16 protein-coding genes are annotated in these 17,598 nt (G+C 74.2%); 9 read left to right on the forward strand and 7 right to left on the reverse strand.

Translation table 11 applies throughout. The features are described 5' to 3' along the window. Positions 1-94: 94 nt before the first annotated feature. Both AC3CCI_RS00760 and AC3CCI_RS00765 read left to right on the forward strand, forming a co-directional pair. Positions 95-766, forward strand: a complete 672-nt coding sequence (locus AC3CCI_RS00760; RefSeq protein ID WP_488627792.1) for a TetR family transcriptional regulator — start codon at positions 95-97, stop codon at positions 764-766. Beyond that, complete coding sequence (locus AC3CCI_RS00765; RefSeq protein ID WP_488627793.1) at positions 763-1,644, forward strand: alpha/beta hydrolase fold domain-containing protein; 882 nt, start codon at positions 763-765, stop codon at positions 1,642-1,644. The genes AC3CCI_RS00760 and AC3CCI_RS00765 overlap by 4 nt, the downstream gene beginning before the upstream one ends. A gap of 72 nt (positions 1,645-1,716) precedes the next feature. Here the strand turns inward: AC3CCI_RS00765 and AC3CCI_RS00770 are convergent, their stop codons facing one another. Further along, the gene (locus AC3CCI_RS00770; protein ID WP_488627794.1) at positions 1,717-2,100 is read right to left on the reverse strand and encodes a cupin domain-containing protein; all 384 of its coding nucleotides are present in this window, start codon (positions 2,098-2,100) and stop codon (positions 1,717-1,719) included. 66 nt (positions 2,101-2,166) lie between these two features. Here AC3CCI_RS00770 and AC3CCI_RS00775 point away from each other — a divergent pair, with 66 nt between their 5' ends. Continuing rightward, a complete protein-coding gene (locus AC3CCI_RS00775; RefSeq protein WP_488627795.1) occupies positions 2,167-3,219 on the forward strand; it encodes a S66 family peptidase in 1,053 nt (350 codons plus the stop codon). Positions 3,220-3,240: 21 nt separating this feature from the next. Here AC3CCI_RS00775 and AC3CCI_RS00780 read toward each other — a convergent pair whose 3' ends face one another. After that, positions 3,241-4,272, reverse strand: a complete 1,032-nt coding sequence (locus AC3CCI_RS00780; RefSeq protein WP_488627796.1) for an alcohol dehydrogenase catalytic domain-containing protein — start codon at positions 4,270-4,272, stop codon at positions 3,241-3,243. 79 nt (positions 4,273-4,351) lie between these two features. On the opposite strand from AC3CCI_RS00780, the gene AC3CCI_RS00785 reads away from it, so the two are divergent. Both AC3CCI_RS00785 and AC3CCI_RS00790 read left to right on the forward strand, forming a co-directional pair. Then, positions 4,352-4,873 (forward strand): DoxX family protein, encoded by a 522-nt coding sequence (locus AC3CCI_RS00785; RefSeq protein WP_354594663.1) that lies wholly within the window; start codon positions 4,352-4,354, stop codon positions 4,871-4,873. Between the two features lie 108 nt (positions 4,874-4,981). After that, entirely contained in the window at positions 4,982-7,105 is a 2,124-nt protein-coding gene (locus AC3CCI_RS00790; protein ID WP_488627797.1) for a RecQ family ATP-dependent DNA helicase, read from the forward strand. A 39-nt stretch (positions 7,106-7,144) separates the two neighbouring features. Here the strand turns inward: AC3CCI_RS00790 and AC3CCI_RS00795 are convergent, their stop codons facing one another. The 3 genes from AC3CCI_RS00795 to AC3CCI_RS00805 all read right to left on the reverse strand — a co-directional run bounded on the left by AC3CCI_RS00795 (position 7,145) and on the right by AC3CCI_RS00805 (position 11,567). Then, a complete protein-coding gene (locus AC3CCI_RS00795; protein WP_488627798.1) occupies positions 7,145-8,701 on the reverse strand; it encodes a flavin-containing monooxygenase in 1,557 nt (518 codons plus the stop codon). Beyond that, the gene (locus tag AC3CCI_RS00800; RefSeq protein WP_354594660.1) at positions 8,698-9,699 is read right to left on the reverse strand and encodes a zinc-binding dehydrogenase; all 1,002 of its coding nucleotides are present in this window, start codon (positions 9,697-9,699) and stop codon (positions 8,698-8,700) included. The genes AC3CCI_RS00795 and AC3CCI_RS00800 overlap by 4 nt, the downstream gene beginning before the upstream one ends. 239 nt (positions 9,700-9,938) lie before the next feature. After that, complete coding sequence (locus tag AC3CCI_RS00805; protein ID WP_488627799.1) at positions 9,939-11,567, reverse strand: cation:dicarboxylate symporter family transporter; 1,629 nt, start codon at positions 11,565-11,567, stop codon at positions 9,939-9,941. Positions 11,568-11,771: 204 nt separating this feature from the next. On the opposite strand from AC3CCI_RS00805, the gene AC3CCI_RS00810 reads away from it, so the two are divergent. The 3 genes from AC3CCI_RS00810 (at position 11,772) to AC3CCI_RS00820 (ending at position 15,003) form a co-directional block, all read left to right on the forward strand. Continuing rightward, positions 11,772-13,544, forward strand: a complete 1,773-nt coding sequence (locus AC3CCI_RS00810) for a sensor histidine kinase (protein WP_354594658.1) — start codon at positions 11,772-11,774, stop codon at positions 13,542-13,544. Further along, positions 13,541-14,254, forward strand: a complete 714-nt coding sequence (locus AC3CCI_RS00815) for a response regulator (protein WP_354594657.1) — start codon at positions 13,541-13,543, stop codon at positions 14,252-14,254. The genes AC3CCI_RS00810 and AC3CCI_RS00815 overlap by 4 nt, the downstream gene beginning before the upstream one ends. Positions 14,255-14,328: 74 nt before the next feature. Continuing rightward, the gene (locus AC3CCI_RS00820) at positions 14,329-15,003 is read left to right on the forward strand and encodes an HAD family hydrolase (RefSeq protein WP_488627800.1); all 675 of its coding nucleotides are present in this window, start codon (positions 14,329-14,331) and stop codon (positions 15,001-15,003) included. Between the two features lie 32 nt (positions 15,004-15,035). Here AC3CCI_RS00820 and AC3CCI_RS00825 read toward each other — a convergent pair whose 3' ends face one another. After that, positions 15,036-15,791: a hypothetical protein gene (locus AC3CCI_RS00825; protein WP_488627801.1), complete on the reverse strand. Its 756-nt coding sequence runs from the start codon at positions 15,789-15,791 to the stop codon at positions 15,036-15,038. Between the two features lie 52 nt (positions 15,792-15,843). After that, positions 15,844-17,070 (reverse strand): hypothetical protein, encoded by a 1,227-nt coding sequence (locus tag AC3CCI_RS00830; protein ID WP_488627802.1) that lies wholly within the window; start codon positions 17,068-17,070, stop codon positions 15,844-15,846. A gap of 96 nt (positions 17,071-17,166) precedes the next feature. Here AC3CCI_RS00830 and AC3CCI_RS00835 point away from each other — a divergent pair, with 96 nt between their 5' ends. Then, entirely contained in the window at positions 17,167-17,523 is a 357-nt protein-coding gene (locus tag AC3CCI_RS00835; protein ID WP_488627803.1) for a hypothetical protein, read from the forward strand. The last annotated feature ends 75 nt before the right edge of the window (positions 17,524-17,598 follow it).

Genomic DNA, 17,598 nt, shown 5'->3' on the forward strand with positions numbered 1-17,598 from the left:
CGTGGGGCCGTGGCGAGAGCGACGCTAACACAAATTCGAGTGGTCGTTCGATTTTCACCTGCGGGGTGCCTGGGAGGTCGTAGAGTGTCCGATCATGACGACGACCGGCTCGACGACGAGCGATTCCGACGATCGGCCCGCCGGCCCGACCGGCAGCGCTCGTCCCGCGCGTCGCGGCCCGTACGCGAAGTCGGCCGAACGCCGGGTCGCGATCGTCGAGGCCGCCTTCGAGGTGTTCTCGTCGAAGGGCTACGTCGGCGGGTCGCTCCGAGACGTGGCCGACGTCGTCGGCATGAGCCAGACGAGCCTGTTGCACTACTTCCCGTCGAAGAGCGCCCTGCTGCTGGCCGTGCTCGAACGACGCGACGCGGTCTCGGACCGTTCCGCCGCACCTCCCGACTGCGGGGGTCTCGTCGAGACCGTGCTCGGGCAGGCGCGGCACAACGAGAGCGTCCCCGGGCTGATCGCGCTCTACGCGGTGTTGGCGGGCGAGGCGGTCACGGCCGACAACCCCGGCAGCGGGTACGTCCGCGAGCGCTTCGATCGTCTCCGCGTCGAGTACGGCGACGCCCTGCGAGCCCTGGAGGCGCGGGGCCGGTTGCGCCCCGGGGTCGACCCCGACCGTGCGGCGTCGGGGCTCGTGGCCCTGTGGGACGGCATCCAGGTGCAGTGGTTGCTCGACCCCGACCGCATCGACGTGGTCCAGCAGCTGCAGGACTACCTCGACCTGGTGATCGTGCCCGACGAGGGGCCGGACCGGACGTGAGCCCTGCCGTGCCGGTCCGGTGGTACGAGCCGTGGCCCGGGTCCGCGGCGGTGCCGGGACCGACGCTGCTGTGGCTGCACGGCGGCGGGTTCTTCCGCGGGGGGCTCGACCAACCCGAGGCCCACGACGTCGCGCGGTCGCTCGCCGCCCGCGGGGTGAGGGTGGCCACGGCGGACTACCGTCTCGCGCCTCCCCCGGGTCTCGGCGTCGCCGCCCGGCGGCTGATGCCGACGCGCGCGCGGTACCCGGCGGCGCTCGACGACGTGCTCGCCGCCTACGACGAGGTCGGCGACCGGTCGCCCGAGGGCGTCGTCGTGGGAGGCGCGAGCGCGGGGGCGTGCCTGGCCGCGGCGGCCACCCTCCGCACGATCGACGAGGGCCGCCCTCCGGTCGGCGCCGTCTTCGCCTACGGCTTCTTCCACGCCCGGCATCCTCGGGTCGCGCAGCGGCGTCACCGGTCGCGGGGTCACCGCGGCCTCAGCCACGCCCGGTGGGCCCTCGACGCGATGAACCGCAACTACGCCGGGTCGGCCGCGGCTCGGGAGGAGCGTCTGGCCTTCCCGGGCGGTCACGCGCTGACGGGGTTCCCCCGCACCCTCGTCGTGACCGCCGAGCGGGACAACATGCGCGCCTCGGGCGACCTCTTCGCCACGGAGCTCGCCGGTGCCGGGGTCGAGGTGCGGCACGACGTGCTGCCGGGCACCCGTCACGCCTTCCTGGACCGGCCCGGCCTCGCCGAGTTCGCCCACACCGTCTCGCTCGTCGCGGACTGGAGCCGTCGGGGTGCCGCGAGGCCGTCGTCTCGGAGGCCGTCGACGGCGTCGCCCGCGCCGTCCTCGGGGACCGTGCCCGCGCCTCCTGAGGTCGCGTCGAGCTGATCCGAACCGTGTCGAACGGGCTGGGTGCGGGTCGAGCGGGGCCGGACCGAGTCGCGACCCGCCTGCACCGCGTCAGCGGAAGTCGCCGACCTGTCGGTCGACGGGCACGGTGCGCTCGACGACGACGTCACCCGTGTGGGCCGTCGTCGTGGTCTCGATGAGGACGATCTCGACCTCGTCGTCGGCGACGGGGTTGTGCTGCACTCCCCGGGGCACGACGTGGAACTGGCCCGGGGTGAGCACCACCTCGACGTCGTCGGGCAGTTGGATGCGCAGGGTGCCCGACACGACGAGGAACATCTCGTCCTCGGCGTCGTGGGCGTGCCAGACGAGTTCGCCGAGCAGCTTCGCCACCTTCACGTACTGGTCGTTCACCCGCCCGACGACCCGAGGCGTCCAGTGCTCGGTCACCTGGCGGAGTTCGGCCGCGACGTCGATCCCGTTGAGAGCAGTCATGCAGTCATTCTCGGGGCACGGCGGTCCGTCCCGCGACGCGTCGCTCCCGTCTGGTTCGATGGCCCGATGACGAAGCAGCCGATGGCACCGGTCCCGAAGGCACGAGCCGGCGACCGCGTCGCGGTCCTCTCCCCCGCCTTCGCGGCCCCGGCGGTGTCGGAGGCGCTGCACGAGCAGGCCATGCGGCGGCTCACCGAGACGACCGGGCTCCTCCCGGTCGAGTACCCCACGACGCGGCGGCTGGGGGCGACGGCCGAGGCCCGGGCGGCCGACGTCACCGCCGCGTTCGCCGACCCCACCATCCGGGCCGTGCTCGCCACCGTCGGCGGTGACGACCAGATCACGGTGGTCCCCCACGTCGACGCCGAGGTCCTCGCCGCGAACCCGAAGCCCTTCGTCGGCTACAGCGACAACACGAACCTGCACGCCCTGCTGTGGGGACTCGGCGTGCCGAGCTACTACGGCGGATCGACCATGGTGCACCTCGGCCCCGGCCCCCACGTGGACGACGTGCACCTGCTGTCCCTACGAGCCGCCCTGCTGGACGGCGGCGTCCTCGAGCTGACCGACCCCGGCGAGTCCGAGGACTTCGGCGTGCCGTGGGACGACCCCGGGGCGCTGACCCTGTTCGGTGACCGTCGACCGACCGGCCCCTGGGCCTGGGCCGGCCCCGACCGCGTCGTCGAGGGCACGACGTGGGGCGGTTGCCTCGAGGTCCTCGACCAGCTCGCGATGGCCGACCGTCTGCCGGCGACGTCCGACCTCGAGGGCACGGTGCTGCTGCTCGAGACCAGCGAGGAGCTGCCGTCCGCGGACCAGGTCGGGCGGTGGGTGCGCGCCCTCGGCGAGCGCGGCGTCCTCGAGGCCGTGGCCGGCGTGCTCGTCGCCCGTCCGCCCGCGAGCGCCCTCGGCTCGCCCGTGCCGACCACGGCAGCGCAGGAGGCGCGGCGCACCGACCAGCGCGACGTCGTCGTCGAGCTGGTCGCGCGGTACGCCCCCGACGCCGTCGTCTGCGTCGGCGTGCCGTTCGGGCACACCCGACCACAGTGGATCGTCCCTCACGGCGGCACCGTCCGGCTCGACGGCGTCGCGCGCACGGTCAGCGCGGACTACTCGTAGGAGCTCGCCCGGTCGAGACCGTCAGAAGACGGCGACGGTCATGCCGGCGGTGACCGCCGGGCGGTCCATGGCCGCCAGGGCGTCGGGCAGGTCGTCGAAGGCGATCGTGCGGCCGATGGACTCGAGGGGCCGCAGCCGGCCCGCGACGACGTCGTCGATCATGGCGGCGTACTCGCCCACCGAGATGCCGTGGCTGCCGAGCAGCTCGAGCTCGTCGGCGATGACGCGACCCATCGGGATGACCGGGGCGGCCTCGTCGTCGAGCAGCAGGCCCACCTGCACGTGCCGCCCACGGGGTCGGAGCGAGGCCACCGACGCCGCCGACATCACCCGGCTGCCGAACGCGTCGAGCGCGACGTGGGCACCGCCTCCGGTGACGGCCCGCACGCGATCGACGGCGTCCCCGTCCATCGGGACGACCTCGGCACCGAGCGCCGCGGCTCGTTCGAGGGCGGCGGGTGAGATGTCGGAGGCCACGACGCGCGCGCCGGCGGCGACCGCGACGGCCACGGCCGAGAGCCCCACGCCGCCGCACCCGAACACGGCGACCCACTCGCCCGCCTCGACGCGGGCCCGGGCGTGCAGGGCGTGGTAGGCCGTGCCGAACCGGCAGCCGAGCGCCGCCGCCTCGACGAAGCCGACCGCGTCGGGCAGGGCGACGACGTTCACGTCGGCGTGCGGCACGACCACGGACTCGGCGTACGATCCGGGCAGGGTGAAGCCGGGCTGCTGCTGACGGGTGCACACCTGGGTGGCGCCGGCCCGGCACTGGTCGCACGTGCCGCACGCGAAGACGAAGGGGGCGGTGACGCGTGCCCCGACGGCGACCCGCGTGACCGCCGGACCCACCGCCGTCACGACGCCGGCGAACTCGTGACCCGGCACGTGGGGCAGCCGGACCGAGTCGTCGTGGCCCTTCCAGGCGTGCCAGTCGCTGCGGCAGACCCCCGTCGCGGCGACGCGGACCACCACGCCGTCGTCGGGCGGGAGGGGCGTCGGGAGGTCGACGAGGGACGGAACCGACCCGAACTGGTCGTACTGAACGGCGCGCATCCCCCGATCCTGACACGGGCAGGGCGCCGGTCGCTCGTCACGCCGGACGGAGGCGCGCGGTAGCGGGTAGGAACGGTGCATGAGCCTCGCATCCACCCTCCTCCGCCTCACCGTCGGCGGCTTCTTCGTCGGCCACGGACTCCAGAAGCTGACCGGCGCCTTCGACGGGCCCGGCCTCGCCGGCACCGAGCAGATGATGGCCGGCACGGGCATGCACCCGGCCGCCCGCAACGCCCGTCTCGTCGCCGTCACCGAGACCGCCGGTGGCGCCGCCCTGGCCCTCGGTGCCGCGACGCCGCTCGCCGCCGCCGGCATCGTCGGCACGATGGTCACCGCCGTCCGCAAGGTGCACCTCGCCAAGGGCCCGTGGGTCACCGAGGGCGGCTACGAGTACAACGCCGTCCTGATCGCCGCGGCCGCGGCCCTGGCGTCGGGCCCCGGCGGGCCCTCGGTCGACCAGCTGTTCGGCAAGAAGTCGTGGGGTGCCGGCGGGACGGTCTTCGCCCTCGTCGCCGGCGTCGTGGCCTCGTTCGTCGCCGTGGAGCTGGGCAAGCGCGCGACCCCGCCCACCGAGCCGGGCGACGACCCCTCGGCGGCCTGAGCCCCCGGCCGCCTCGCGTCTCGTCCCCAGGGCGCGACCTCCCGGTGACGGGCGGTCGCGCCCTCCGTCTGCCCGCCGGGTGACGGTGGCCTCTGCGACCATGGGGCCATGACACCGACGAGCACCGCGACCGACATCGACGCCGAGGCACTCGACCTGCTGCGTGCTCTCACCGGACGCGACGACGCGGTCTTCCACGACGGCCAGCTCGAGGCCATCCGCGCGCTCGTCGCCGACCGACGCCGGGCCCTCGTCGTGCAGCGCACCGGGTGGGGCAAGTCCGCCGTGTACTTCATCGCGACGCTGCTGCTGCGCCGACGGGGCACGGGCCCGACCCTGCTCGTGTCACCGTTGCTCGCCCTCATGCGTGACCAGGTCGCCGCCGCGGCACGTGCCGGCGTGCGGGCGGTGGCCGTCAACTCGGCGAACGCCCACGAGTGGTCCGACGTGCAACAGCAGCTCGTCGACGACGAGATCGACGTGCTGCTCGTCTCGCCCGAGCGCCTGAACAACCCTCGGTTCCGCGACGAGCAGCTGCCCGTCCTCATCGCCCGGCTCGGCATGCTGGTCGTCGACGAGGCGCACTGCATCTCGGACTGGGGTCACGACTTCCGCCCCGACTACCGTCGCCTCGCCGACCTCATCCGCACCCTGCCCTCGGACGTGCCCGTCCTCGCGACGACCGCCACGGCCAACGCCCGCGTCGTGGCCGACGTCGCCGAGCAACTCGCGGTGGGGCCGGGTGACGAGGTGCTGACGATCCGCGGGTCGCTCGCGCGCGCCTCCCTGCGTCTCGGCGTGCTGCAGCTGCCGACGTCGCGCGACCGGCTCGGCTGGTTGCTCAGCCACCTGCCCGACCTGCCCGGCAGCGGCATCATCTACACGCTCACCATCTCGGCGGCCGACGACACCGCTCGGCTGCTGCGCGAGGCCGGCCACGACGTCCGCTCGTACTCGGGTCGCACCGACCCCGAAGAACGTGAGCAGCTCGAGCAGAGGCTGAAAGACAACGACCTCAAGGCGCTCGTCGCGACGAGCGCCCTCGGCATGGGGTTCGACAAGCCCGACCTCGGCTTCGTGATCCACCTCGGCGCGCCGTCGTCACCCGTGGCCTACTACCAGCAGATCGGTCGCGCCGGTCGCGCCACCGACAACGCCGACGTGCTGCTGTTGCCCGGCACCGAGGACGCCGAGATCTGGCAGTACTTCGCGACCGCTTCGATGCCGTCCGAGGCCCGGGCCTCGGCCGTGCTCGCCCAGCTGGGCGAGACGCCCCTGTCGACGCCCGCCCTCGAGGCACGGGTCGACGTCAAGCGGACCCCGCTCGAGCTCATGCTCAAGGTGCTCGACGTGGACGGTGCCGTCCGCCGGGTGCAGGGCGGCTGGGTGAGCACCGGGCGACCCTGGGTCTACGACGCCGAGCGCTACGAGCGCATCGCCGCAGCCCGGGTGGCCGAACAAGAGTCCATGCTGACGTTCGAACGGGGGGCGACCTGCCGCATGCAGATGCTCCAGCTCGACCTCGACGACCCCGCCGCCGAACCGTGCGGGCGGTGCGACGTCTGCGCCGGCGCCTGGTACCCGACCGACATCGCCGGTGAGGCGGCCAGCTCGGCCGCCAGCACGCTCGACCGCGTCGGCGTCGAGATCGACCCCCGCGCCCAGTGGCCCACCGGGGCCGACCGGGCCGGGGTCGCCGTCAAGGGCAAGATCCCCGAGGGCGAGCGGGTCGAACCCGGTCGGGCCCTGGCCCGGCTGACCGACCTCGGCTGGGGCAACACCCTGCGCGAGGTCTTCGCCGCGAACGCCCCCGACGCTCCCCTGTCGAAGCACCTGCTCGACGGTGTCGTGCGCGTGCTCAAGGAGTGGCCGTGGGCCGAGCGGCCGGTGGGCGTCGTGGCCGTGCCGTCGACGTCGCGCCCGCAGCTCGTCGGATCGCTCGCCGAGGCGATCAGCACCGTCGGGCGGCTGCCGTTGCTCGGCACGCTCGGCAGTGCCCGCCCCTCGGCCGGTCGTGGCCAGGGGGGCAACAGCGTCTACCGTCTGGCCGACGTCTGGCAGTCCTTCGAGGTCGGTCCCGAGCTCGCCGCCGCGCTCGCCGACGTGACCGGTCCAGTGCTGCTCGTCGACGACCTGGTCGACAGCCGGTGGACCCTCACCGTCGCCGGGCGCGAACTCCGCCGGGCGGGCGCCCCGGCCGTGCTGCCGTTCGCCCTCGCGATGGTGGGCTGAGCCCATCCACCCGGGCCGGGCCCCGCCCGGTGGCGGACGTCAACGCTCGAAGCGCATGCCGTCGCGCGTCACCGTGCTGTGCCGCATCAGCCACACGTCGCGCGGGTAGTTCTGGTGCATCCGCCACGGTGACCGCGCACCCTGCCGCGGCATCAGGTGCACCCCGCGCGAGACGTATCCGCTCGACAGGTCGATCAGCGGGCTCGTCGGCCCGGGCCGGGTCGGGGCGACCGGCACCGCCGACCGGTACCCGTGGCGGTCGAGGTGTCGCAGCACCCGTGAGACGTAATGCACGACCAGGTCGATCTTGAGGGTCCACGACGCGTTCGTGTAGCCGATGGCGAAGGCCAGGTTCGGCACACCCGACAGCATGAAGCCCTTGTAGGTCAACCGGGACGCCGGGTCGACCGCCACCCCGTCGACGGACAGCCGCATGCCGCCGAACAGCAGCAGGTTGAGGCCCGTCGCCGTGACGACCACGTCCGCGGGCAGCTCGCGCGCCTCCTGACCGTCGCGGCCGGCGACCCGGACCCCGTCGGGGGTGAACCCCACGATGTCGTCGGTCACGATCGAGGCGTCACCCGAACGCAGCGACCGGAAGAGCGCGCCGTCGGGGGTGATGCAGAGTCGCTGGTCCCACGGGTCGTAGCTCGGCTGGAAGTGTCGGTCGACGTCGAAGTCGTCGGGCAGGCGCCTGGCCACCTGTGCCCGCAGGAAGGCCTTCATCTTCTCGGGTGACCGTCGGCTGGTCTGGAAGCTCAGCAAGGCCATGAGGATGCTGCGCCAGCGGATCAGGCGGTCGTCGACGACCTGCGGCAGCAGCCGTCGCCAGGCGCGGAGCGGCTTCCGCTTCGACGGCAACGACAGGACGTAGGTCGGCGACCGCTGCAGCATCGTGACGTGCCCGGCGGTCTCGGCCAGGGCGGGCACGAGCGTCACCGCCGTCGCGCCCGAACCGATCACCACGACGCGCTTGCCGGTCACGTCGAGGTCGTCGGGCCAGTGCTGGGGGTGCACGACGCGACCTGCGAACGAGTCCTGCCCCGAGAACGTGGGCGACCAGCCCTCGTCGTAGCGGTAGTAGCCCGAGCAGACGAACAAGAACGCGCACGAGATCGTGAGGAGACGTGGGGCCGCGGCGGTGCCCGCGCCTCCTGCGACCTCGATCGACACGGTCCAGTGGGCGTCGGCCGACGACCAGTCGGCCGCGACGACCCGGTGCCCGAACCGGACGAGCCCCGCGACGCCCGTCTCGTCCGCCGTCTCGCGCACGTAGTCGCGGATGGCCGAGCCCGGGGCGATCGCCCGGCGGTCGCGCCAGGGCCGGAACCCGTAGCCGAGCGTGAACATGTCGCTGTCGGACCGGACGCCCGGGTACCGGAAGAGGTCCCAGGTGCCGCCGATCGCGTCGCGCGCCTCGACGACCGCGAGGCTCCGACCGGGGAAGTCCCGCCTCAGCTGAGCCGCCACGCCGACCCCCGACAGTCCGGCGCCGACGACGAGCAGGTCCACGTGCTCGACCCCGTCGTGGCCGCCGCCAGCGTGGTCCTCAGCCCGTGAGGCCGCCCCCGAGGAGGCGCGGGTGGGGTCGCTCACGGGACGAGCACGATCCGGATCGGGTCGCCTTCTTTGCGTTCGAGCATCTGGACGGCACGCTCGGCCTCGGCGAGGGGCACGGTGGCGCTGACCGAGCGCGAGAACTCAAGCCGGCCCCGGCCGGCCAGGGCGACGAGCGTCGTGACGTCGGACGGTTCCGAGCCGTAGTGGCCGAGCACCTGCTGTTGCAGGAAGCTGAACCTCGTGCCGTCGGTGATCGTGATCGGCTTGTCGGAGAGGCCGACGAGCGTCAGGCGGCCGCGGTAACCGAGGCAGGCGATGGCCTGTTCTCGCACGGCCGGCACGCCCGCGAAGTCGAAGGCCCGGGCGAGTCCGCGTCCGCCGGTGGCCCGACCGAGCGCCGTGGCGAAGTCCGGGTCGGCGGGGTCGAGCGCCAGATCGGCGCCGAATTCGAGCGCCCGCTCGCGAGCCCGGGGCAGCGGGTCGACCGCGACGATCGGCGCGGCTCCGAGCAGCGCGAGCAGCTGTACGGCGTGGGCGCCGAGACCGCCGACGCCCCAGACGCCGACCGCCGTGCCGGGCCGGACGTCGGCCGTGGTGGTCAGGGCAGCCCACGGGGTCGAGACCGCGTCGGGGATGAAGCAGGCCTGCTCGAACGGCAGCGAGTCGGGGATCGGCACGACGGTGTCGGCGCGGGCCACGGCGAACTCGGCCCAACCGCCGTCGTAGTCGACGCCCCGGGTGAAGACCTGGCCGTCGCGCTCCTCGCCGGCCTGCAGCAGGACGCGGTCCCCCACGGCGACGTGCGTGACGCCCTCGCCCACCTGGTCGACGGTGCCCGCGACCTCGTGGCCGAGCGTGACGGTGTCGCCGGGCAGGTGCAGCGGCGTCAACGAGCCGCCGATCAGGTGAACGTCGCTCAGGCAGACGCCGGCCGCTGCCACGGCGATGCGTACCTGCCCGGGCCCGGCGTCGGGGGTGGGCACCTCGGTGACCGAGAAGTGGCGGGTGCTGACGTCGAGGCGTCCGGCGAGCATGGTGGCTCCGTCCTGCGGGGCCCGGTCGGTCGGCTCTGACCGTGGGGCGTGACCGCACATCGGGTGTGAGGCTACGCCGCCGTCGCCGATGTTGCACCCTGCACCTCTGCGGTCCTCGCCGCGTGCGGCCGAGACGGCGTCCGAGCGGGTGGCGGCGCAGGCGGCGAGACCCCGGGAACACGCCGAGACCCCCGCGCGCGCACGGGGGTCTCGGTGACGTCCTGGGGTCTCGGCGACGTCTACCGGAGGCGCGGCTCGTCGTCCGGACGGGCGTCGCCCGCGGGGGCGTCGGCGAGGTGCTCGTCGGCCCGGCGGCCGTCGGTGCCGACCATGGCGTGCAGCGACCCGGTCGAGATGCGGTCGGGCGAGGTGCCCTCGAGCGAGCCGAGGCCTCCCGTGCGACCGTCGAGCAGCCGGGCCCCGGTGGGCCGACCGGCGTCGTCGGTCGAGAGGGCGGCCTCGTCCTCGTCCGAGGCGGCGGCCAGGGGGCCCGCCGGACCCGGCTCCGAGGAGGCGCCGTGCCCGTCGGCGTTCATGGTCGCCTCGTCGAAGGGCGCGCGACCCGACAGCACGGTCTCGACGCGGTCCTTGTCGATCTGCTTCGTCCAGGTGCCGACGAGGATCGTCGCGACGGCGTTGCCCGTGAAGTTCGTCAGCGCCCGGGCCTCCGACATGAAGCGGTCGATGCCGACGATCACGCCGACGCCGTCGACGAGGTCGGGTCGGTGGGCCTGCAAGCCCCCGGCCAGGGTGGCGATGCCTGCCCCGGTGACGCCGGCGGCACCCTTCGAGGCGATCATCATGAACAGCAGAAGCGACACCTGCTCGCCGACGCTGAGCGGCGTGCCCATGGCGTTGGCGATGAAGAGCGACGCCATGGTCAGGTAGATGGCCGTGCCGTCGAGGTTGAACGAGTACCCGGTGGGGACGGTGATGCCGACGACGGGCTTCGAGACGCCCAGGTGCTCCATCTTGGCGATGAGGCGGGGCAGGGCGACCTCGCTCGACGAGGTCGAGACGATCAGCAGGTACTCGCGGCCGAGGTACTTCATCATCCGGAAGATGTTGACTCCGGTGACGAGCTTGAGGATCGTGCCGAGCACGACGGCCACGAACAGGATGCACGTGATGTAGAAGGCGACCATCAGCGTGCCCAGCGCGACGATGGCCGCGACGCCGGTCTCGCCGACGACGGCGGCGATGGCGCCGAAGGCGCCGATCGGGGCGACCCACATGATCATCGCGAGGATGCGGAACACCAGCAGCTGCAGGTTGCGGACGCCCTCGAGGATCGTCTTGCCGCGGTCGCCCATGCGCTGCAGGGCGAAGCCGACGAGCAGCGCGACGAACAGCGTCTGCAGGATCGACCCGCTGGTCAGCGACGACACGAGCGTCTCGGGGATGATGCCGAGCAGGAAGGCCGCGGTGCCGCCGGCCTCTTCCGCGGCGGGCGCCTCGTAGCCGGTCGAGCCGACCATGAGGCCCTCGCCCGGGTGGATCAGGTTGCCGACGACCAGGCCGATCGCGAGGGCGAAGGTCGACATGGCGATGAAGTAGCCGAGCGCGAGCCCGCCCACCTTGCCGACGGTGGCGGCCTTCGCGATCGAGCCGACGCCGAGCACGATCGTGCAGAAGATCACCGGCGCGATCATCATCGAGATCAGCGACACGAAGGCGGTGCCGATCGGCTTCAGCTGCACCGCCACCTCGGGGGCGGTCAGGCCGACGACGATGCCGGCCGCGACGGCGACGATCACCGCGATGTAGAGCCAGTGCGAGCGGTCGATGCGGCGACGGGCGCGAACGCCGTTCGTCAGCGTCGTGCCGCCGGGGATGAGGGTCTGCGGGCCCTCGTGCGTCTTTGCCATGGGGTCTTCCTCGAGCTCATGACCGGCGGCGTCGTCGTCGACGGTCGTGCGGGGGTGCGATGTCGCGACTCTGGTCGCTCGCCCGGCGGCCGTCGACCTTGTGGTCATACTGGTCGCGCCACGCGGTCCCGTCGCGCCGCACGGTCCGGTCCCGCCGTGCGTCATGATGGACCCGGCCGCAGCGCAGCGAGGAGCCCGCCCGAGATGACCGTCGATCCCACCCGGTGGAGCATCGCCACCCGGCTCTTCGCGCTGCTCGTGGTCTTCGTGGTCGCCGTCGCCGTGCTCGCGACGGCCTGGACCCTCCGCTCGGCCCGCGAGGACGCCGACCGGTCGGCCGCGCGGGCCTGCCTGGCCCTCGCCACCTCGATCGCCGACAACCCGTACGTCGTCACCGCCCTGGCGACCGACGACCCCAGCGAGCGCCTCCAGCCCTACGCCGTGGCCCTGATGAGCGACACCTCGACCGACTTCGTCACGATCATGCGCCCCGACCGCACCCGCCTGACGCACCCCGACCCGACCGAGATCGGCCGTCCCTTCGTCGGCACCATCGCCCCCGCGCTGCGCGGCGAGTCGTTCACCGAGACCTACGCCGGCACCCTGGGGCCGTCCGTCCGGGCCGTCGTGCCGATCGAGAGCGACGGCGAGGTCGTCGCCCTCGTGTCGGCCGGGGTGACGGTCGACTCGATCACGCAGTCGGTCGGCGAGCGCCTCCCCCTGGTCTTCGCCGCCGCCGGGGCCACCGTGCTGCTCGGGGGCGTGGTGTCGTGGCTGCTCAGCCGCTACCTGCGGCGGGTCACCTGGGGTCGCGGGCCCGAAGAGCTCGCGCGGATGTTCGCCTACTACGAGGGCGTGCTGCACTCGGTGCGCGAGGGCCTCGTCCTGGTCGACGAGCGCGGGCGCCTGAGCCTCTACAACGACCAGGCCGCCGAACTCCTCGACCTGCCGCCCGGGGGCATCGCCGCGCCCGTCCCGCTCGACGGGCTGCAGCTGCCCGCCTCGTTGCGCGAGCTGCTGGCCTCGGGCCGCCGCGCCTCCGACGAGGTGCACGTGACGGACGACCGCGTCCTCGTCGTGAACCAGGAGGTCACCGAACCCACGGACGGCACGACGCCCGCCACCGGCCGCCGAGGCGCGCGGTCGGCGCCGCGCACGGCGAACCCGGGAGACGCGGTGCCCGCAGGAGGCGCGGCGCCGGTGACCGGCGCGGCCCGCCTCCGCCCCCGCCGCACCCTCGGGACCGTGACGACCCTGCGCGACCACACCGAGCTCACCCACCTCTCGGGCGAGGTCGAGACCATGCGCACCCTCTCGGACGCACTGCGGTCGCAGACCCACGAGTTCTCGAACCGGCTGCACACGATCGTCTCGTTGATCGAGCTCGGCCGCGGCGACGAGGCGCTGCGCTTCGCCGCCGACGAGCTCGACCTCGGCCAGCGGCTGGCCGACCGGGTCGTCGCCTCGATCGACGAGCCGACCCTCGCCGCCCTGCTGCTGGGCAAGGCCGCGCAGGCCCGCGAGCGGTCGATCGACCTGCGCGTCGACGTCGAGCCCGGGCTGGGGCCGATCGGCGTCGAGCCCGGCGACCTCGTGACGATCGTCGGCAACCTGGTCGACAACGCCCTCGACGCCGTGGCCCCGACGCTCGACCCCGACGCCTCGCCGCTCCGCCCCCCGAGGGTCGAGGTGACCGTCGCCCGGGTCGAGGGTGGCGTGCAGCTCGACGTCGAGGACGACGGGCCGGGGCTCGGCGACGTCGAGCTCGCGTTCCGACGGGGGTTCAGCACGAAGCCGGCGGCACCGGGCGGGCGCGGCATCGGCCTCGCGCTCGTCCGTCAGGCCGTGGGTCGGGTCGGGGGTCGGCTCGACGTCGCCACGGGGCCCGACGGGACCACCTTCTCGGTGCTGCTGCCCGACGCGGGACCGGACCGCGCCGGCGCCTCCGCACGGCGTCGGGGCGGGGTGCGGCCGTGAGCCGCGCCTCCTCGTCCGACGGTCGGGTGCGGGTGCTGGTCGTCGAGGACGAGCCCCTCACCGCCGAGGCGCACGTCGCCTACCTCGAACGGCTGGAGGGCTTCGAGGTGGTCGGTCGGGCCCGTGACGGTCGCGAGACGCTCGAGGTCGTGCGGGCGGCCGGCGGCCCCGGGGGCCCGGGCCTCGACCTCGTGCTGCTCGACATGAACCTGCCCGACACCCACGGCCTGCAGCTGTGCCGGGCCCTGCGGGCGGCGGGGTCGACCGTCGACGTCATCGCGATCACGGCCGTCCGCGACGCGACCGTGGTGCGGACGGCCGTCTCGCTCGGCATCGTCCAGTACCTGATCAAGCCCTTCACCTTCGCGACCTTCGCCGAACGCCTGGCGTCCTACCGGGCGTTCCGCGAGTCGCTCGCCGCCGGGCAGGGGCAGGTGACGCAGTCCGACGTGGACTCGGGGCTCGCCAGCCTGAGGCAGGCCCCGACGCCGACCCTGGCGAAGGGGCTCGCCCCGGCGACCCTCGACCAGGTCGTGGCCGTGCTGCGCCGCGGCGGGTCGCCGTCGGCCGGCGAGGTGGCCGACGCGGCCGGGGTGTCGCGCGTGACGGCCCGCCGCTACCTCGAACACCTCGCCGACACGGGTGCGGTCACCCGTGAACCCCGGTACGGCAGCCCGGGCCGCCCCGAGCACGGCTACCGCTGGAACTGACCCGACGCGCCCCGGCGTACCCCGACGGTCGCCCGGCTGGGCGGGCCTCCCGGCCGGGCCGGTAGACCGGGACGATGCAGAAACCCCTGGCCGTCCTGTTCGACATCGACGAGACCCTCGTGCACACCGGCGGGGCCGGTGGACGCAGCTGGACCTGGGCCTTCGACCAGCTGCACGGCGTGGCCGCCGACATCGGCGACCACACCAGCGCGGGCGAGACCGACCCCGAGGTCGGTCGGCAGACCTTCGAGGGCGTGATGGGGCGCACCCCGACCGACGCCGAGATGTCGGCGCTCTACGCCGCCTACCTCTGGCACCTCCCGGACGACATCCGCACCTCCGAGGGGTACCGGGTGCTCGACGGGGCCGAGGAGGCGCTGCGGGCGTTGAGCGACGCGGGTGTCGTCCTCGGCGTGATCTCGGGCGCGATGGAGGGCGCGGCCCGCACGAAGATGGAGCCGGCCGGGCTGGGCCGCTGGTTCGTCTTCGGCGGCTACGGCTCGGACAGCCCCGACCGCACCGAGGCCACCCGGGCCGCGATCCGCAAGGCGTCCCTGCTCGTCGGCCACGACCTGTCGCCGGCCGAGGTCTTCGTCGTGGGCGACACCCCGCACGACGTCACGAGCGCCCACGAGGCCGGCGCGACCGGCATCGGCGTCGCGACCGGGCACCACTCGGTCGACGAGCTGCGCGACGCGGGGGCCGACGCCGTGCTGACCTCGCTCACCGAGGCGTTCCCCGGCCTCTGACGCGGCCGCCGTCGCCCGTCGGTGGCGTGCCGTCAGCGCCGGACGAGCCGGGCGATCTCGGGCAGCGCCGCGAGCGTGCCGGACGCCCCGTTCTGGTCGGGGTCGAGCGCGAGTCGCTTCAACCCGGCCCGGGTGTAGGTGCCGACGTCGGCCACGAAGTCGGCAGGTGCCCGCCAGACCAGCCGGTCGGCGGCCCCCTGGTCGAGCCCACGCGCGAGCGCGGCGTCGCGGGCGCGCTCGGGGGACGTGAACGCGAGCAGGGTCGGGGTGCCCTCGTCGACGACGGCGAAGGGCTTCGACGCGCCCGCGGCGCCGCGGTCGACGAACCACCAGGCCTCGAGGCGGAACGCCGCACGCCACAGGGCCACGGGGTCGTCGGCGACGATCGCCGTGATCCGCTCCGGCGGCACGTCCCCGGGCGCGGGCGTCGTGACGGGCGTCCTGACCGGCACCCCGGCACCGGGCGTGACCCCGGGAGGCGCGGCGACGGTCGGCCCCGTCGGCCCGGTCGGCGAGGCGGTCCGCTCGACGACCCGCTCGAGCCGCGCGCGCCTCCTCTGCGTCACGCCGACGCGGACGAGCAGCACGCCCCCGGCGACGAGGACGGCCACCACGACGAGCGCGACGACGACGTCGACCGACGACTGACGCCCCGGCGCCACGAGGCCGACCAGCAACACCGACGCTCCGATCGGCGAACCGACCACGGCGACGGCCAGCAGCACGACGCCCCAGGTCAGGGCGGCGGTTCCGCTGGAACGACGGGTCGACGGGTCGGGGTTCGGCATCGACCCAGCGTAGGGCGGCTCGGGGCCGGGCGACCGGGGGCGTCCCGGCGGCTCACTCCGCCGCGCGCGACCAACCGAGCCCGCGGGCCTCGACCATCCGGTGGAGGGCCGTCGTCATGGCGGCGAAGTCCTCCGGGCCGAGGGCGTCGGTCAGGACCACGTACGCGTGAGCGGCGTCGGCGGGCAGGGACGGCGTGGCGAGGGTCGGATCGACGAGCCGGGTGGTGCCCGCGCTGCCGGCGTGACGACGGACCTCGTCGTGGTCCCGGAGGTGAAAGTTCACGAGCCGCTTCCCGTCGCCGATGGCGAACAGGCGCGCCGCCCTCGAGATCCGGCGCATCGACCCTCCGGCGCCTCCGGCCAGGGGGCCGGCGGCTCCGTCGACCCAGCTCACGCGCGTGATCGAATCCCAGGGGACCACGACGCTGTCGTCGATCACGACCGCCGCGGCGTGGACGGCCAGCAGGCGACCGCCGCGCCGACGTGCGGCTCCGACGTACTCGGAGAACGTCGCGACGGGCAGCAGGGTCGGCAGCACCCACAGCGCCACCACGAACCAGAGCCACCCCGTGCTCGTGATCGACCAGATGACGAGGGCGACCATCATCGCGAGGGCGAGCAGGACGCCGAGCCCGGAACCGACGAGCTGCCGCCGCAGCCGACGCCCGTCGTGGGCGGCCACGAGCACCGGCGGGTCGGTCGGTGGGGCGAAGCGGTCGGCGGGCGCGTCCGAGGTCGTCGCCCGAGGCGTCCGACGCTCACCCGTCACGGCCCCGGAACCCGCCCGTCGCGCCTCGCGTTCGAGGCCGAAGCGCCTCATGGCCTCGAGCGCGCCGAGCGGTGCGTAGGGGCCCCGGCCCTCGACGTCGAAGAGCACGCCGAACACGCCGGACCGCTCGGCGGCGGCGGCGTCGTCGACGAACCCTGCGGACGGGAGCGCGAGCAGTCGACCCGCCTCGTCGTCGGACAGTCCTCGCGCGAGGGCGTGCTGGCGCGCCCGCTCGGGCGACGTGAACGCGAGGAACACGGGACGCCCCTCGACGCCGGCCACGAGGGGCTGCACGTCGGGGAGTTCCCCGCGGGCGATGAACCACCACCGGTCCAGCGCGAAGATCGCGTCCCAGAGGTCGGCCTGGGCATCCGTGTCGTCGAGACCCCGGGCCTCGGAGACCCGGGTCAGCTCGTCGATGCGTTCGCTCGCCTCCCGCATCTCGGCGGCGGACGAAGGCGGAGGCAGCGGCGTGCCCCCCGGGGTAGGCAGAGGGGTCGGTTCACTCACCCTCGCAGCGTACGGGGCGTCCGATCTCAACGAGAAATCCTCATGGCACGTCGCCTCCCCGACGCGGGGCGTGACCGGCGGCGCTACGCTCCGACCATGGCCGACACGCGTGGACCCCAGATCGTCCGAGGCGACCCCGAGGTGACCCGGGCGACGCTCGACCTCAAGCTGCCGGTGGCGATGCTGCCCGGACTCGTGCGGCGGGCCCTCCAGGCGAGCCCGACGTTCTCGTTCGGCGACGCCGACGAGTCGGGTGCGACCCTGCTGCGGCGGTCCGCGGCGGCGAGCGTGGCCGACGCCGTCCGGCTCGACTTCGCGGCCTCCGACCGCGGCAGTCGCGTCTCGGCCGAGGTGCACTCCCCCGGGGGCACGATCGGCACCTCGGTCAAGCGCCGCGACGACGACACCACGGCCCTCTTCGAGGCCATCGCGAAGGCTGCCGGGCCGTTCTGACCCGGGCGGGTGCCGACCCGGGCCGTCCTTCCCCGGGCGGGTGCCGACCGCCTCGGCCGGCGACCCGGGGCCGGG

It is taken from the genome of Frigoribacterium sp. CF331, from assembly GCF_057787905.1.

Excerpts from the sequence above, each read along its gene's own strand:
- AC3CCI_RS00760 (WP_488627792.1), top strand. The coding sequence starts at position 95 with ATGACGACGACCGGCTCGACGACGAGCGATTCCGACGATCGGCCCGCC.
- AC3CCI_RS00770 (WP_488627794.1), bottom strand. The coding sequence starts at position 2,100 with ATGACTGCTCTCAACGGGATCGACGTCGCGGCCGAACTCCGCCAGGTG.
- AC3CCI_RS00775 (WP_488627795.1), top strand. The coding sequence starts at position 2,167 with ATGACGAAGCAGCCGATGGCACCGGTCCCGAAGGCACGAGCCGGCGAC.
- AC3CCI_RS00780 (WP_488627796.1), bottom strand. The coding sequence starts at position 4,272 with ATGCGCGCCGTTCAGTACGACCAGTTCGGGTCGGTTCCGTCCCTCGTC.
- AC3CCI_RS00785 (WP_354594663.1), top strand. The coding sequence starts at position 4,352 with ATGAGCCTCGCATCCACCCTCCTCCGCCTCACCGTCGGCGGCTTCTTC.
- AC3CCI_RS00790 (WP_488627797.1), top strand. The coding sequence starts at position 4,982 with ATGACACCGACGAGCACCGCGACCGACATCGACGCCGAGGCACTCGAC.
- AC3CCI_RS00800 (WP_354594660.1), bottom strand. The coding sequence starts at position 9,699 with ATGCTCGCCGGACGCCTCGACGTCAGCACCCGCCACTTCTCGGTCACC.
- AC3CCI_RS00805 (WP_488627799.1), bottom strand. The coding sequence starts at position 11,567 with ATGGCAAAGACGCACGAGGGCCCGCAGACCCTCATCCCCGGCGGCACG.
- AC3CCI_RS00810 (WP_354594658.1), top strand. The coding sequence starts at position 11,772 with ATGACCGTCGATCCCACCCGGTGGAGCATCGCCACCCGGCTCTTCGCG.
- AC3CCI_RS00820 (WP_488627800.1), top strand. The coding sequence starts at position 14,329 with ATGCAGAAACCCCTGGCCGTCCTGTTCGACATCGACGAGACCCTCGTG.
- AC3CCI_RS00825 (WP_488627801.1), bottom strand. The coding sequence starts at position 15,791 with ATGCCGAACCCCGACCCGTCGACCCGTCGTTCCAGCGGAACCGCCGCC.
- AC3CCI_RS00835 (WP_488627803.1), top strand. The coding sequence starts at position 17,167 with ATGGCCGACACGCGTGGACCCCAGATCGTCCGAGGCGACCCCGAGGTG.